Here is a 13,649-nt window from a genome sequence, read left to right as displayed (position 1 = left end):
CGCCTACGACAGGGCGGCGCGGCCCACCGCCCCCGCCGCGGCGCGTGCCGCCGGCGAGGTCGCGAGATAGTCGACGGCCCTGCGCAGCGAACCTTCCTGCGAGGGATGGTACGACCGCCGGAAGTAGCGGGGTATCGCGGCGCCCAGCTCGCGCCAGGTGGGCAGCAGCCCCTTGGCGACCGCGCGGTTGTGCTCGCGCAGGGAGTAGCGCAGCCGGCCCGCCAGTTCGGGGTCGTGCCGGATGAGATACGCCGTGCCCCAGGCCCAGAGCCACAGCAGCACCGGGGTGGTGACCACCATGCCTTCGATGCGGCGTGCGTAGCGCGGCAGCCTCGAGCCTCCGCAGTGCTGGTACATGTCGAAGGCCACGGCCCGGTGCTCGACCTCCTCGGCGCCGTGCCAGCGCAGCAGGTCGAGCATGAACTCGTCGGCGCCCGCACGGTCGAGCCCTTCGGCGCGCAGCACCCAGTCGCCCAGCACCGCGGTGAACTGCTCGATCGCCGCGATGATCGAGAGCCGGAACCGCAGCCATTCCCTCGGCGGCACCGGTGCGTTGAACGGCGGTGTCTCGCCGAGGAGCTTCTCGAAGAGGAAGTCGACGTGCCGGGTGAAGTCCTCGGTGGCGAGCCGCTGGGCCGCCAGATGATCCAGCACATGGGAGTGCTGCACGCTGTGGGTGGCCTCCTGCCCCATGAAGCCCTTGACGTCCTTCAGCAGCACCGGGTCCGACACCATCGGCAGGGCTTCCTTGAAGACCTTGACGAACCACCGCTCCCCGGCGGGCAGCAGCAGATGCAGCACATTGATCACATGGGTCGCGACGGGCTCGTCCGGTATCCAGTGCAGCGGGGTCCCGGCCCAGTCGAACGAGACCCGCCGCGGGGTGATGGAGTAGTGACCGGTCTGCTCCTCGGTGCTCACAGCGGCGGCTCCAGCCGGGCGATCGCGCGCAGCGTCCTGGGTGTGAAACGGGACATGAAGCGAAGGCCGCGGGCCTCGGGCGTGACCGGCACCACCGCCTGGTTCCGCACGACGGCGCGCAGGATGGCGTCGGCGACCTTCTCCGGCGGGTAGTTGCGCAGACCGTAGAGCCGGGCGGTCTTCTTCTGGCGCCGCTGCTCCTCGGCCGCGTCGACGCCGGCGAAGCGCGCGGTGGAGGTGATGTTGGTGTTGACGAAGCCCGGACAGATCGCCGAGACCCCGATCCCCTGACCCGCGAGCTCGGCCCGCAGGCATTCGCTGAGCATCAGCACCGCCGCCTTGGAGGTGCTGTACGCGGGCAGCGCCTTGGAGGGCTGATAGGCCGCGGCCGACGCGGTGTTGACGATGTGGCCGCCCTGTCCTCGCTCGGCCATCTGCCGGCCGAAGAGCCGGCAGCCGTGGATGACGCCCCACAGATTGACGTCGAGGACCTTCTTCCAGTCCGCGGACGTGGTCTGGAGGAACGAGCCGGACAGGCCGATCCCCGCGTTGTTGACCAGGACGTCGACCACTCCGTACTCGGTGGCGACCCGGTCGGCGACCTTCTCCATCGCCTCCTCGTCGCTGACGTCCACCGCCTCGCCCCAGGCCTCGGGAGCCCCGATGAGCCGGGACATCTCCGCGGTCCTCGCCGCGCCCTCCGCGTCCCGGTCCACGGCCACGACCCGGGCCCCGGCCTCGGCGAACGCGAAGGCGGTCGCCCGTCCGATGCCGCTGGCCGCGCCTGTCACCAGGACGAGCTGTCCGCCGAACCGCTCGGCGTGGGCGCCCCGGGCCGCACTCGCCGGCGCCGCCGTGCCGGCCGGGCTGCCCTCGTGCTGGGTCACGAATTCGCTGATCCAGGCGGCCAGTTGATCGGGCCGGGTGCGCGGGATCCAGTGCCTGGCGGGCAGCGTCCGGCGGGTCAACTGCGGTGCCCAGGTGCCCAGGTCGTCGTAGAGCCGCTCCGACAGGAAGAAGTCTCCGGTCGGCGTGATGAGCTGAACGGGCGCGTGGGCGTAGGCGTCGGGACGGGGGCGGCGCAGCCGGGCACGGACGTTGTCGCGGTACAGCCAGGCGCCGTGGGCCGCGTCCTGGGGGAGCGAGGGTGTCGGGTAGTCGCCGGCGGCCGGCTTCTCCATCCGCCGGAGGATCTTCGGCCACTGCCTGCCGAGCGGTCCGCGCCAGGCGAGCTCGGGGAGCACCGGCGTATGCAGCATGTACACGTACCAGGACTTGGCGCCCTGGCCGAGGAGCTGTCCGACCCTGCGGGGGGTCGGCCGGTTCATCCGCTTCTTGATCCAGTGTCCGAAGTGGTCCAGCGACGGGCCGGACATCGAGGTGAAGGAGGCGATCCGCCCCTCCGTGCGCTCCAGTGTGACGAACTCCCAGCCCTGCACGGAGCCCCAGTCGTGTCCGACGAGATGCACCGGCCGGCCGGGGCTCACCGCGTCTGCGACGGCGAGGAAGTCGTCCGTCAGTTTCTCCAGCGTGAAGCCGCCGCGCAGCGGGGTGGGCGCGGTCGAGCGACCGTGCCCCCGCACGTCGTACAGCACCACATGGAAGCGGTCGGCCAGCCGTCCGGCGACCTCGGACCACACTTCCTTGCTGTCCGGGTATCCGTGTACGAGGAGGACCGTCGGCCGGTCGGTGTCGCCCAGTTCGGCGACGCACAGCTCGATTCCTCCCGTACGCACCCAGCGCTCCCGCGCCCCTTCGAGACTCACGCGTCCTCCGCCCAGCGCCGCACATGCGGCAGATCGTCGTCCAGCCAGAACGCGCTCTGCTCGGGGTCCCTGGAGTCGGTGACCACCAGGATCTCCTCGAACTTCGCGCCCGTGCCCCGGAATCCGAGGTGCGGTTCGACCGCCCAGAGCCCCGGCCGGGGCGGATGGTCGGAGAACTTGTACGGGCTCCACAGCGGTGACCAGCCGTCGCGATGACCGTGCAGCGCGTCGCTCGCGAGCCCCTTCAGCGACTGGGTGCCGAAGCCGAAGAGGCTCGGTGACCAGCGCCGGTCCTTCACCCGGTCGATCTTGTGGGCGATCACGCCGAAGGGATACGCGCGGTGCCGGTTGGCGTACCCCTGGCGGACCATGAGGCGCTCCACGTCCTCGTAGATCTCGCGCAGTGGTCGCCTCTCCCGCACCTCGCGCAGAATCAGCTCGCGGTGTGCCCGGAGATCGGCGAGCAGCTTGTCGTGCAGCGGGCTCGGGCCCAGGCAGCCCGAGTAGCCGACGTCCGCGGTGAAGCCCTTGTGCACCGGAGCCATGTCGAGAATGAAGGGCATGCCCGCCTCGAGCACGCGGTTCGTGGGGAAGAACTGAAGGGGCACCCGGAAGCCGACGAAGGCCGTGCGGTCGCCGAACCAGGCGAACGGCAGATGGAACCAGTCCCGTACACCGCGCTCCCGCAGCCACTCGCGCTGCATGCGCGCGGCCCGGCGCTCGGTCACGCCCGGCTTGAGCTGCGCCGCCACCGCCTCCGCGCAGTCGTAGGCGAGCCGCTGCACGTCTCTGAACCCCCGCAGCTCCGCGGTGAGTTCGCCTGCCACTGCTGAGGTCATGCCACTGTCCGTCCCGTGTCGGGTGCAGTACGTGCCCGTAACTTGACACTGATGAATGTGACAATGCCCGGCGGCTACGTCAAGACCCGTGCCGCAGCCTGTGGAAAAGCCGCCGCGTCCCTGACGGCGACGGGGGCACTCTGGTCGCATGCCCCTACGGGTCCGTACCTCTGGAGTCGGACACGGATACAACCGTCAGGGTTGACGCTCCATGTGTCGTGCACCACTACCTTCGAACTGTGACTGTGATCGCGACCGAAAGCCTGAGCAAGCGGTTCCCCCGGGTGACCGCTCTTGACCGGCTCTCCTTGGACATCGGACCCGGTGTGACCGGCCTGGTGGGCGCCAACGGAGCCGGCAAGTCCACGTTGATCAAGATCCTGCTGGGTCTGTCCCCCGCCACGGAAGGCCGGGCCGCCGTGCTCGGCCTCGACGTCGCCACCAGCGGCGGCGCCATCCGTGAGCAGGTGGGCTACATGCCCGAGCACGACTGCCTGCCGCCCGACGTCTCGGCCACCGAGTTCGTCGTCCACATGGCGCGCATGTCCGGGCTGCCGGCGACGGCCGCCCGCGAGCGCACCGCGGACACCCTGCGGCATGTCGGCCTCTACGAGGAGCGGTACCGCCCCATCGGCGGCTACTCGACCGGCATGAAACAGCGGGTGAAACTCGCGCAGGCCCTGGTCCACGACCCCAAGCTGGTCCTCCTGGACGAGCCGACCAACGGCCTCGACCCGGTGGGCCGCGACGAGATGCTCGGCCTCATCCGGCGCGTCTACACCGACTTCGGGATCTCGGTCCTGGTCACCTCGCACCTCCTCGGTGAACTCGAGCGCACCTGTGACCATGTCGTCGTCATCGACGGCGGCTCACTCCTGCGGTCCAGCTCCACCAGCGACTTCACCCAGACGACCACGACCCTCGCGGTCGAGGTCACCGACACGGACAAGCACCCCGACGGGACCGCGACGCTTCGTGAGGCACTGGCGGCCGCCGGGATCACGCTCCACGCGGGCGTGGAGGAGGGTCTGCCGGGAGCCGGCCACATCCTGCTGATCGAGGCCACGGGCGAAGAGACGTACGACGTCGTGCGCGACACCGTCGCGGGCCTCGGCCTCGGCCTCGTACGGATGGAACAGCGACGCCACCACATCGCGGAGGTCTTCCGCCCGGAGGCAGCGGCACAGGCGATGGAGGTGCAGGCCCGATGAGCACGGAGCTGTCCGGAACGGTCCCCGAGACCACCCGTATCCACAACATCGGCTACCGGAACTACGAGGGCCAGCGCCTCGGCCGTGCCTACGCACGCCGTTCGCTCTACTCGCAGTCGCTGCGCGGCGCCTACGGCCTCGGCCGTTCGGCGAAGTCCAAGGTGCTGCCGATGATCCTCTTCGCGGTGATGTGCCTGCCCGCCGCGATCATCGTGGCGGTCGCCGTCACCACCAAGATGAACGACCTCCCCCTCGACTACACGCGCTACGCGATCGTCACCCAGGCGGTCATCGGGCTCTATCTGGCCGCGCAGGCACCGCAGTCCGTCTCCCGCGACCTGCGCTTCAAGACGGTGCCGCTGTACTTCTCGCGCCCGATCGAGCGGATCGACTACGTCCTCGCGAAGTACGGGGCGATGGCGTCCGCGCTCTTCGTCCTCACCGCGGCGCCGCTGGTGATCCTCTACGTCGGCTCGCTGCTGGCCAAGATGGACTTCATGGACCAGACGAAGGGCTTCGCACAGGGCATGGTCTCGGTGGCGCTCCTCTCGGTGCTCTTCGGCGGACTGGGCCTGGTGATGGCCGCGCTCACACCGCGCCGCGGCTTCGGCGTCGCCGCCGTCATCGCGACGTTCACGATCACCTACGGTGCTGTCTCCACCGTCCAGGCCATCGCCTGGGAGACCGGCTCGGCCGGGGCGATCAAGTGGCTCGGCCTCTTCTCGCCGGTCACCCTCATCGACGGCGTGCAGACCGCCTTCCTCGGAGCCACCTCCGCCTTCCCGGGCGAAGCGGGACCGGGCGCCGGTGCGGGCGTGGTCTATCTGCTGGTCGTCCTCGCGCTCGTCGCCGGCTCGTACGCCGTCCTGATGCGCCGCTACCGAAAGGTCGGGCTGTGACCACTCTCAACATCGAGCACACCTCGCGGTGGTTCGGCAATGTCGTGGCCGTCAACGACGTGACCATGACCGTCGGCCCCGGCGTCACCGGTCTGCTCGGCCCGAACGGCGCCGGAAAGTCCACCCTCATCAACATGATGGGCGGTTTCCTCGCCCCCTCCACGGGAAGCGTCACGCTCGACGGCCATGCCATCTGGCGCAACGAGTCCGTCTACCGCCAGATCGGCGTCGTACCGGAGCGGGAAGCGATGTACGACTTCCTCACTGGCCGCGAATTCGTCGTCGCCAACGCCGAGTTGCACGGTCTGGGCGCCAAGGAGGCCCAGAAGGCGCTCGCGACGGTCGAGATGGAGTACGCGCAGGACCGCAAGATCTCGACGTACAGCAAGGGCATGCGGCAGCGCGTGAAGATGGCGTCCGCGCTGGTCCACGACCCGTCGGTGCTGCTGCTCGACGAACCCTTCAACGGCATGGACCCGCGCCAGCGCATGCAGCTGATGGATCTGCTGCGGCGCATGGGCGCCGTGGGGCGCACCGTGCTGTTCTCCTCGCACATCCTGGAGGAGGTCGAGCAACTCGCCTCCCACATCGAGGTGATCGTCGCCGGACGCCATGCCGCATCCGGTGACTTCCGTAAGATCCGCAGGCTGATGACGGACCGGCCGCACCGCTATCTCGTGCGGTCCAGCGACGACCGGGCGCTGGCCGCGGCCCTGATCGCCGACCCGTCGACGGCCGGCATCGAGGTCGACATCGCCGAGGGCGCGCTGCGCATCCAGGCCGTCGACTTCGGCAGGTTCACCGAGCTGCTGCCGCGGGTCGCCCGCGAGCACTCCATCCGGCTCCTCACGGTCTCGCCCTCGGACGAGTCCCTCGAATCGGTCTTCTCCTACCTCGTAGCGGCCTGAAAGGAGCTGTGACGTCATGTACAACCCCACAGTCGCCCGGCTCACCTATCGGGCCGTGCTCGGCAGGCGCCGGGCAGCCATCCTGTTCGTCCTGCCCGCCCTGCTGCTCGTCATCGCGGTGGCGGTACGGAGCTTCAACGGCGTCGACGACCAGGTCGCCGCCGACGTCCTCGGCGGCTTCGCCATCGCCACGATGGTGCCGCTGATCGGTGTCATCGCGGGCACGGGTGCGATCGGTCCCGAGATCGACGACGGCTCGATCGTCTATCTGCTGGCCAAGCCGGTGAAGCGGCCGACGATCATCTTCACCAAGCTGATCGTGGCGATCGCCGTGACGATGGCCTTCTCGGCCATCCCCACCCTCATCGCGGGGTTCATCCTCAACGGCAACGGCCAGCAGGTCGCGATCGCCTACACCGTGGCGGCACTCGTCGCCTCGATCGCCTACAGTGCGCTGTTCCTGCTGCTGGGCACGGTCAGCCGGCACGCGGTCGTCATCGGCCTCGTCTATGCACTGGTCTGGGAGACGCTGTTCGGCAGCCTGGTGCCCGGCGCCCGCACCCTGAGCGTCCAGCAGTGGGCGCTCGCGCTCGCCGAGAAGATCGCCGGCGAGGGCCTGATCGGCTCGGACGTCGGGCTGCCGCTGGCAGCGGTGCTGCTCGCCGGTGTCACGGTCGCGGCCACGTGGTACGCGGGCCAGAAGCTGCGGGTGCTGAAGCTCGCCGGCGAGGAGTGAGGGACAGCGAACCCGGACACCCCGGAGACATCGCTCTGTGCGTCGGCCCCCGCCAGGACAGGCGGGGGCCGACGCATTTCGCGTAACGGTACGTTTATCGGCTCGTTGTCCTCGGTGCGTGGAGGCAACTGGAGTGAGTGGCGTCGAGAGTTCGTGAAGTCGGGGATAGCCGTGAGGGCAGGGATCGCGCCCGGAACGGTCATTGAGTGAGTTGCACCGTGAGCCGACCTCCACCCCTGTGCCCGGGGAGAGGGCCGTCCACTGCCAGTTCCCCGAACAGAAGGCATGCTCATGCCACCAGAAGGTGCCCTGCTCGAATCACGCGCGATGCGTGACAGCGTCCAGGGGTGTGTCGAGGCACTCGACAAGGTCAAGGCGCTCGCTCTGCTCCCTGACAACGTGCACGTATCCACAGAGGGAGTTGCGCGGTACTTCGAAGTATCCACAGAGGTCATCAAGAAGTTGACCCAGAGGCATCGAGAGGAGCTCACGGAGAACGGGATGCGGATCCTTCGCGGCTCTGACCTGGGCGAATATCAGAGGGACAAGTTGTCCCTCTCATCGGCTGCCGATCCGGGAAGTTATCCACAGCGCCGTTCCAGCCTCACCCTCTTCACCCGCCGCACGGTACTCAACATCGCGATGCTCCTTCGCGACAGTGACATCGCCCGACGCGTCCGCACTTACCTCCTCGACGCCGAGGAGGGCTGGCGAGAGGCCCACGCCTCGCTCGACCGGCGCGTCACCGCGGTCGAGCAGTGCCTCGCCGGCGTCGGCACGGCGCTGTGCGAACTCGGCCCGGTGCTCAACCGGATGTCGCAGCGGCTCGACTCCCTGGACCAGCGGCTGGACGCCACCAACCGGGTGGTCGGGGCGATGAGCAACCGACTGTGCGAACTGTCCGACGACATGCTGCGCATGGACGCCAGGATGGACGACTTCGCCCGTCAGTTGAGGGGTCTGCGCCGCCGCAGGCGCCGCCGACCCAACCGCGGGGACGTACCGCCCGCGCCACCGGTAATTCGGTGGCGCGGGACCGCCCCGGCCCGGCACAGTGGTCGGGCCGGGGCACACCAGTGCGATCGGTGCCACCTACCGGGAGAGGAGCGCGACGATGACCGAGAGTACGAGTCCGTCGAGCTCCCGTCAGGGCAGCGCCGGGCAGGCAGTGGAGTAGCCACCGAGACTCCGCAGGCCGCCCGCGAGCAGCTGTCCGGGGGCGGCCGCTTCGAGCGCGCATCCGCGCGGGCCGCCCCCTCCCGGAGGATTGGCCGAGTGGTAAGGCAGCGGCTTGCTAAGCCGTCGTCGGGGCGCGAGCCCCGCGCGCGTTCGATCCGCGCATCCTCCGCCGTACGCAGGCCGACCCGGCACCTTGCCGCAGGCGACCCGGCGCCTTCACCGAAAGCTGTACGCCGCACACCCGCCGACGCGGACCTCGGTATCTACGCCGTACGCCCCGCACCGACCGGACGCGTCAGCCGAGCCAGCGCTCCAGGACCACGGAGATGCCGTCGGCGTCGTTCGACGAGGTGACCTCGTCCGCCACCGACTTCAGTTCTTCGTGCGCGTTCGCCATCGCCACCCCGTGCGCGGCCCACGCGAACATCGGGATGTCGTTCGGCATGTCGCCGAAGGCGATCGTGTCCGCCGCCTTCAGTCCCAGCCGGCGGGCGGCCAGCGACAGACCCGTCGCCTTGCTCAGCCCCAGCGGCAGCAGTTCGACCACGCCTTGGCCCGCCATCACTACGTCCACCAGACCGCCGACCGTCGCCCTGGCCACCTTGGTCAGGGCGTCGTCGTCGAGTCCGGGGTGCTGGATGTAGACCTTGTTCAACGGGGCGGACCACAGCTCGGCCGGGTCCTCGTAGGCCAGCACGGGCAGCGGGCCTTCCTGGACGCGGTAGCCGGGGCCGACCAGCACCTCGCCGTCGAGACCGTCACGGCTCGCGGCCAGGGCCAGCGGGCCGACCTCGGCCTCCAGCTTGGCGAGAGCCAGCCCCGCCAGTTGCCGGTCGAGCGTCACGGAGGTCAGCAGCCGGTGCTCACCGGCGTGGTAGACCTGCGCGCCCTGGCCGCAGACCGCGAGGCCTTCGTAACCGAGGTCGTCCAGGATGTGCCGGGTCCAGGGCACGGCGCGTCCGGTGACGACGATGTGCGCGGCACCCGCCGCGGTGGCCGCGGCGAGCGCGTCGCGGGTGCGCTGCGAGACGGTGTCGTCCTCGCGCAGAAGCGTGCCGTCGAGGTCGGTTGCGATCAGCCGGTACGGGAGCGGCGGGGCCGAGCTCACTTGGTGATCGGCTCCAGAATCTCCCGGCCGCCGAGGTAGGGGCGCAGCACCGGCGGTACGCGCACCGAACCGTCGGCGAGCTGGTGGTTCTCCAGGATCGCCACGATGGTGCGCGGCACGGCGCACAGCGTGCCGTTCAGCGTCGCCAGCGGCTGCACCTTCTTGCCGTCCCGCATGCGGACCGACAGACGGCGGGCCTGGAAGCCGTCGCAGTTCGACGCGGACGTCAGCTCGCGGTACTTGCCCTGGGTCGGGATCCACGCCTCGCAGTCGAACTTGCGTGAGGCCGAGGCGCCGAGATCGCCGGTGGCGACGTCGATGACCTGGAACGGCAGCTCCAGACCGGTCAGCCACTGCTTCTCCCAGTCCAGGAGACGCTGGTGTTCTGCCTCCGCGTCCTCGGGAGCGACGTAGGAGAACATCTCGACCTTGTCGAACTGGTGCACCCGGAAGATGCCGCGGGTGTCCTTGCCGTACGTCCCGGCCTCACGGCGGAAGCACGGCGAGAAGCCCGCGTACCGCAGCGGCAGCTTGTCGGCCTCGATGATCTCGTCCATGTGGTACGCCGCGAGGGGTACCTCGGAGGTGCCGACCAGGTACAGGTCGTCCTTGTCCAGGTGGTACACGTTCTCCGCGGCCTGGCCGAGGAAGCCGGTGCCCTCCATGGCGCGCGGGCGGACCAGCGCAGGGGTCAGCATCGGCACGAAGCCGGCCTCGCCCGCCTGCGCGATCGCCGCGTTGACCAGGGCGAGCTCCAGCAGCGCGCCGATCCCGGTCAGGTAGTAGAAGCGCGAACCCGAGACCTTGGCGCCGCGCTCGACGTCGATGGCGCCCAACGCCTCGCCGAGCTCCAGGTGGTCCTTGGGCTCGAAGCCCTCGGCGGCGAAGTCGCGGATGGTGCCGTGCGTCTCCAGGACGACGAAGTCCTCCTCGCCGCCGACCGGGACGTCCGGGTGGACGAGATTCCCGAGCTGGAGCAGGAGTCGCTTGGTCTCCTCGTCGGCGTCGTCCTGCGCGGCATCCGCCGCCTTGACCTCGGTCTTCAGCTGCTCGGCCCGCTGGAGCAGCTCGGCGCGCTCCTCGGGAGAAGCCTTCGGGATCAGCTTGCCGAGCGCCTTCTGCTCGGAGCGCAGCTCGTCGAAGCGGACGCCGGAGGACCTGCGTCGCTCGTCGGCGGAGAGCAGGGCGTCGACGGCGGCGACGTCCTCTCCACGGGCGCGCTGGGAGGCGCGAACACGGTCGGGGTCCTCACGGAGCAGGCGAAGGTCAATCACCCCACCAGGCTACCGGTGCCCACTCACCGCAACGCCATCGATATACCGCGCGTGTCACTTTGTCCGTATTGCCGGAATTGGGAAAGCTGCCGGGTAAATCGCCGGGTCCACCGTCCATGCCGGGGTCAATCGTCAATGGACAAGCCGCTATTCGCCGAAACGGGGCATTCGGTGAAGAGTCGAATTGACCCAGTTCCCTTGCGGGGTGCGGAACTTGACCTGCTGTTGTCCACAGGGGTGCGGTGCTTCAGAAAGTTATCCACAGGCTGTGTGGGAGAACTGTGGATGGTGGAAGTGATCATTCCTGGGGCTTCGTACGAGCCGAGGGATTCCCCTCTCAAACCCACCCCACACACTCATTCGGGTGGGAATTGCTCGCTCCAAAGAGTTGATCAATGAAAGGGAGGTGACGAGCAGATGACATGGGCGACCTGCTGCCCTGTGGATGGAAGTGGGGTGACTGGGCCGATTTGTCGACCATGTCGGATGGTGTTGTCGACTTGTCCCCAGGTCGAGACCCGAGCCTGTGGATAACTTCTGTGGACAACGAAAAGTCAGCAGGTAGGACAGTTTCCGGTCAGGCCGCGCCGCTGGGGCAGAGCGGTTTCGTGTCAGGCCCGGCCGTCCTGGCAGCGCGCCAGCCAGTCCGAGGCGGACGTGAATTCCTCGTCCGAGGTGCCCCGCCGCAGCGCCCGTACGTCCTGTGGTGCGACACCCGCACGGGGATACGAACCGAGGAAGCGCACCTTCGGGCAGATCCGCTTGAGGCCCATCAGCGCCTCGCCCACCCGGCGGTCGGAGATATGGCCCTCGGCGTCCACGGCGAAGCAGTAGTTCCCGATGCCCGCGCCCGTCGGCCGTGACTGGATGAGCATCAGGTTGACCCCGCGCACGGCGAATTCCTGCAGCAGTTCGAGCAGGGCACCGGGGTGGTCGTCGCCCAGCCAGATGACGACCGAGGTCTTGTCCGCGCCGGTCGGTGCCGCGGGCCTCGCGGGCCGGCCCACCAGGACGAAACGGGTCTCCGCGTTTTCCGCGTCGTGGATCTCGGTCACCAGCGGCTCGAGCCCGTAGGTAGCCGCCGCGAACTCCCCCGCGAAGGCCGCGTCGTACCGGCCCTCCTGCACCAGCCGCGCACCGTCCGCGTTGGATGCCGCCGATTCCCACAGGGCGTCCGGCAGATGGGTCCGCAGCCAGTTGCGCACCTGGGGCTGGGCGACCGGGTGCCCGGTCACCGTCTTCACCGCGGACAGCTTGGTGCCCGGCCGCACCAGCAGCGCGAAGGCGATCGGCAGCAGCACCTCGCGGTAGATCATCAGCGGCTCGCCGGACGCCAGCTCGTCGAGGGTGGCGGTGACACCGCCCTCCACGGAGTTCTCGATCGGAACGAGGGCCGCCGCGGCGTCCCCGTTGCGTACGGCGTCCAGAGCCGCCGGCACGGACACCATCGGAACGAGCTCGCGGGTGGCCGCTTCCGGGAGCGTACGGAGGGCAGCCTCGGTGAACGTGCCCTCGGGACCCAGATAGGTGTAGCGCGTGGCTGACATACGGTCACCCTAATGGGCGCGCGCGAGTCACGACTCCAGGAGCCGCTGCCCCACGTACTCGCCCTCCCGGGGGCCTCCGGGCACCGCGAACAGTCCGCTCGCCTCGTGCCGGACGAACGGCGACAGGGCGTCTCCCCGGTCCAGCTTGCGCTGCACCGGCACGAAGCCCCGCAGCGGATCGGCCTGCCAGCAGATGAAGAGCAGCCCCGCGTCCGGCGTTCCGTCCGCGGCGATCCCGTCGTGGAAGGAGAAGGGGCGCCGCAGCATCGCCGCCCCGCTGTTCTGCTCGGGTGCGGCGATGCGGGCGTGGGCGTTGTCGGGGACGACGAGTCTGCCGTCCGGGCCCGTCTTGTCCAGCGCGATCTCGGTGGTCTCGGAGCCGCCGGTCAGGGGGGCGCCGTCGGACTTGCGCCGGCCGATGACCTGCTCCTGCTTCTTCAGCGTCAGCTGCTCCCAGTCGTCGAGCAGCATCCGGATCCGGCGTACGACCGCGTACGAGCCGCCGGTCATCCACGGGTGCGCGGTCTTCGCGGGGACGAAGATCCGGCGGTCGAAGTCGGGTTCGGACGGCTTGGGGTTGCGGGTCCCGTCGACCTGCCCCATCAGGTTGCGGGCGGTCATCGGCCTGTCGGTGGCACCGGGCGAACGGTTGAAGCCGTTCATCTGCCAGCGCACCCGGGCCGCCGCACCCGCCGCCTTCTGCACCGCGCGCAGTGCGTGAAAGGCGACCAGGGAGTCGTCGGCGCCGATCTGCACCCACAGATCGCCGTTCGAACGCCTGGCGTCGAGCTGGTCGGAGGAGAAGTTCGGCAGCGGATCCAGCTCCGGCGGCCGCTGTGCCACCAGGCCCGTCCGGTCGAAGAAGCTGCGGCCGAAGCCGAATGTCAGCGTCAGCGACGAGGGACCCGCGTCCAGGGCGACCCCCGTGTCCCCCTCGGCCGCCGGGCGGCCCTCCATGAGTTCGGCCGCAAGCGCCGACCAGCGGCGCATCAGCGCGACCGCCTCGCTCCGGCCCGCTCCCGGTGCCAGATCGAAGGCGATCAGATGGCCGCGTGCCTGGAGGGGGGTGGTGATGCCGGACTGGTGCTCGCCGTGGAAGGGGACGCCGGTGGAGCCGACCGCGGTCAGCGCCGCCAGGGTGTCGTCGGACGCGGTGGCGCCGGAGACGACACCGCCCGCCGCGCCGAGCGCCAGTCCGGTGGCGCCGGCGGCACCCACGCTGCCCAGCAGCCGCCGCCTGGAGAAGTTGTTGTCGCTCACG

General features: G+C 69.6%; 11 protein-coding genes, 1 tRNA gene and 1 pseudogene. 6 read left to right on the top strand and 7 right to left on the bottom strand.

Annotation, left to right across the window (positions count from 1 at the left end; genetic code table 11):
• Positions 1-3 precede the first annotated feature (3 nt).
• Genes ACQPWZ_RS17895 through ACQPWZ_RS17885 form a run of 3 tightly spaced genes read right to left on the bottom strand, consistent with a single transcriptional unit; the run spans position 4 to position 3,526 of the window.
• Positions 4-921, bottom strand: a complete 918-nt coding sequence (locus ACQPWZ_RS17895; RefSeq protein WP_433571842.1) for a metal-dependent hydrolase — start codon at positions 919-921, stop codon at positions 4-6.
• Positions 918-2,687: an SDR family oxidoreductase gene (locus ACQPWZ_RS17890; protein ID WP_433571841.1), complete on the bottom strand. Its 1,770-nt coding sequence runs from the start codon at positions 2,685-2,687 to the stop codon at positions 918-920. Before ACQPWZ_RS17890 ends, ACQPWZ_RS17895 begins: the two co-directional genes overlap by 4 nt.
• Positions 2,684-3,526, bottom strand: coding sequence for a M24 family metallopeptidase (locus ACQPWZ_RS17885; protein WP_433571840.1), 843 nt, complete (start codon positions 3,524-3,526; stop codon positions 2,684-2,686). The genes ACQPWZ_RS17890 and ACQPWZ_RS17885 overlap by 4 nt, the downstream gene beginning before the upstream one ends.
• Positions 3,527-3,771: 245 nt before the next feature.
• Here ACQPWZ_RS17885 and ACQPWZ_RS17880 point away from each other — a divergent pair, with 245 nt between their 5' ends.
• The 6 genes and pseudogenes from ACQPWZ_RS17880 to ACQPWZ_RS17855 all read left to right on the top strand — a co-directional run bounded on the left by ACQPWZ_RS17880 (position 3,772) and on the right by ACQPWZ_RS17855 (position 8,628).
• A complete protein-coding gene (locus ACQPWZ_RS17880; protein WP_340477915.1) occupies positions 3,772-4,737 on the top strand; it encodes an ABC transporter ATP-binding protein in 966 nt (321 codons plus the stop codon).
• On the top strand, positions 4,734-5,636 hold the full coding sequence (locus ACQPWZ_RS17875; RefSeq protein ID WP_340474081.1) for an ABC transporter permease: 903 nt from the start codon (positions 4,734-4,736) through the stop codon (positions 5,634-5,636). Before ACQPWZ_RS17880 ends, ACQPWZ_RS17875 begins: the two co-directional genes overlap by 4 nt.
• On the top strand, positions 5,633-6,544 hold the full coding sequence (locus ACQPWZ_RS17870) for an ABC transporter ATP-binding protein (protein ID WP_383232411.1): 912 nt from the start codon (positions 5,633-5,635) through the stop codon (positions 6,542-6,544). The genes ACQPWZ_RS17875 and ACQPWZ_RS17870 overlap by 4 nt, the downstream gene beginning before the upstream one ends.
• A gap of 16 nt (positions 6,545-6,560) precedes the next feature.
• Positions 6,561-7,280: an ABC transporter permease gene (locus tag ACQPWZ_RS17865; RefSeq protein ID WP_340474079.1), complete on the top strand. Its 720-nt coding sequence runs from the start codon at positions 6,561-6,563 to the stop codon at positions 7,278-7,280.
• Between the two features lie 291 nt (positions 7,281-7,571).
• Positions 7,572-8,261 (top strand): annotated as a pseudogene (locus ACQPWZ_RS17860) (hypothetical protein); the annotation flags it as partial.
• A 280-nt stretch (positions 8,262-8,541) separates the two neighbouring features.
• Positions 8,542-8,628 (top strand) — tRNA-Ser (locus ACQPWZ_RS17855).
• A gap of 126 nt (positions 8,629-8,754) precedes the next feature.
• Here ACQPWZ_RS17855 and ACQPWZ_RS17850 read toward each other — a convergent pair.
• From ACQPWZ_RS17850 to efeB, 4 genes are all read right to left on the bottom strand, one after another.
• The gene (locus ACQPWZ_RS17850) at positions 8,755-9,567 is read right to left on the bottom strand and encodes an HAD family hydrolase (RefSeq protein ID WP_433571839.1); all 813 of its coding nucleotides are present in this window, start codon (positions 9,565-9,567) and stop codon (positions 8,755-8,757) included.
• The gene (gene serS, locus ACQPWZ_RS17845; protein ID WP_433571838.1) at positions 9,564-10,841 is read right to left on the bottom strand and encodes a serine--tRNA ligase; all 1,278 of its coding nucleotides are present in this window, start codon (positions 10,839-10,841) and stop codon (positions 9,564-9,566) included. Before serS ends, ACQPWZ_RS17850 begins: the two co-directional genes overlap by 4 nt.
• Positions 10,842-11,452: 611 nt before the next feature.
• On the bottom strand, positions 11,453-12,388 hold the full coding sequence (pheA, locus tag ACQPWZ_RS17840; RefSeq protein ID WP_340474075.1) for a prephenate dehydratase: 936 nt from the start codon (positions 12,386-12,388) through the stop codon (positions 11,453-11,455).
• A 27-nt stretch (positions 12,389-12,415) separates the two neighbouring features.
• A complete protein-coding gene (gene efeB / locus ACQPWZ_RS17835; protein WP_356704216.1) occupies positions 12,416-13,648 on the bottom strand; it encodes an iron uptake transporter deferrochelatase/peroxidase subunit in 1,233 nt (410 codons plus the stop codon).
• Position 13,649 lies beyond the last annotated feature (1 nt).

Source organism: Streptomyces sp. CA-251247 (genome assembly GCF_050952975.1).
Classification (GTDB): domain Bacteria; phylum Actinomycetota; class Actinomycetes; order Streptomycetales; family Streptomycetaceae; genus Streptomyces; species Streptomyces achmelvichensis.
This window is presented reverse-complemented; position numbering and strand designations above follow the sequence as displayed.

Bases quoted from the DNA above. Each gene is read 5' to 3' on its own strand.
- ACQPWZ_RS17865 (WP_340474079.1), top strand. From the start codon at position 6,561: ATGTACAACCCCACAGTCGCCCGGCTCACCTATCGGGCCGTGCTCGGC.
- ACQPWZ_RS17875 (WP_340474081.1), top strand. From the start codon at position 4,734: ATGAGCACGGAGCTGTCCGGAACGGTCCCCGAGACCACCCGTATCCAC.
- ACQPWZ_RS17885 (WP_433571840.1), bottom strand. From the start codon at position 3,526: ATGACCTCAGCAGTGGCAGGCGAACTCACCGCGGAGCTGCGGGGGTTC.
- pheA (WP_340474075.1), bottom strand. From the start codon at position 12,388: ATGTCAGCCACGCGCTACACCTATCTGGGTCCCGAGGGCACGTTCACC.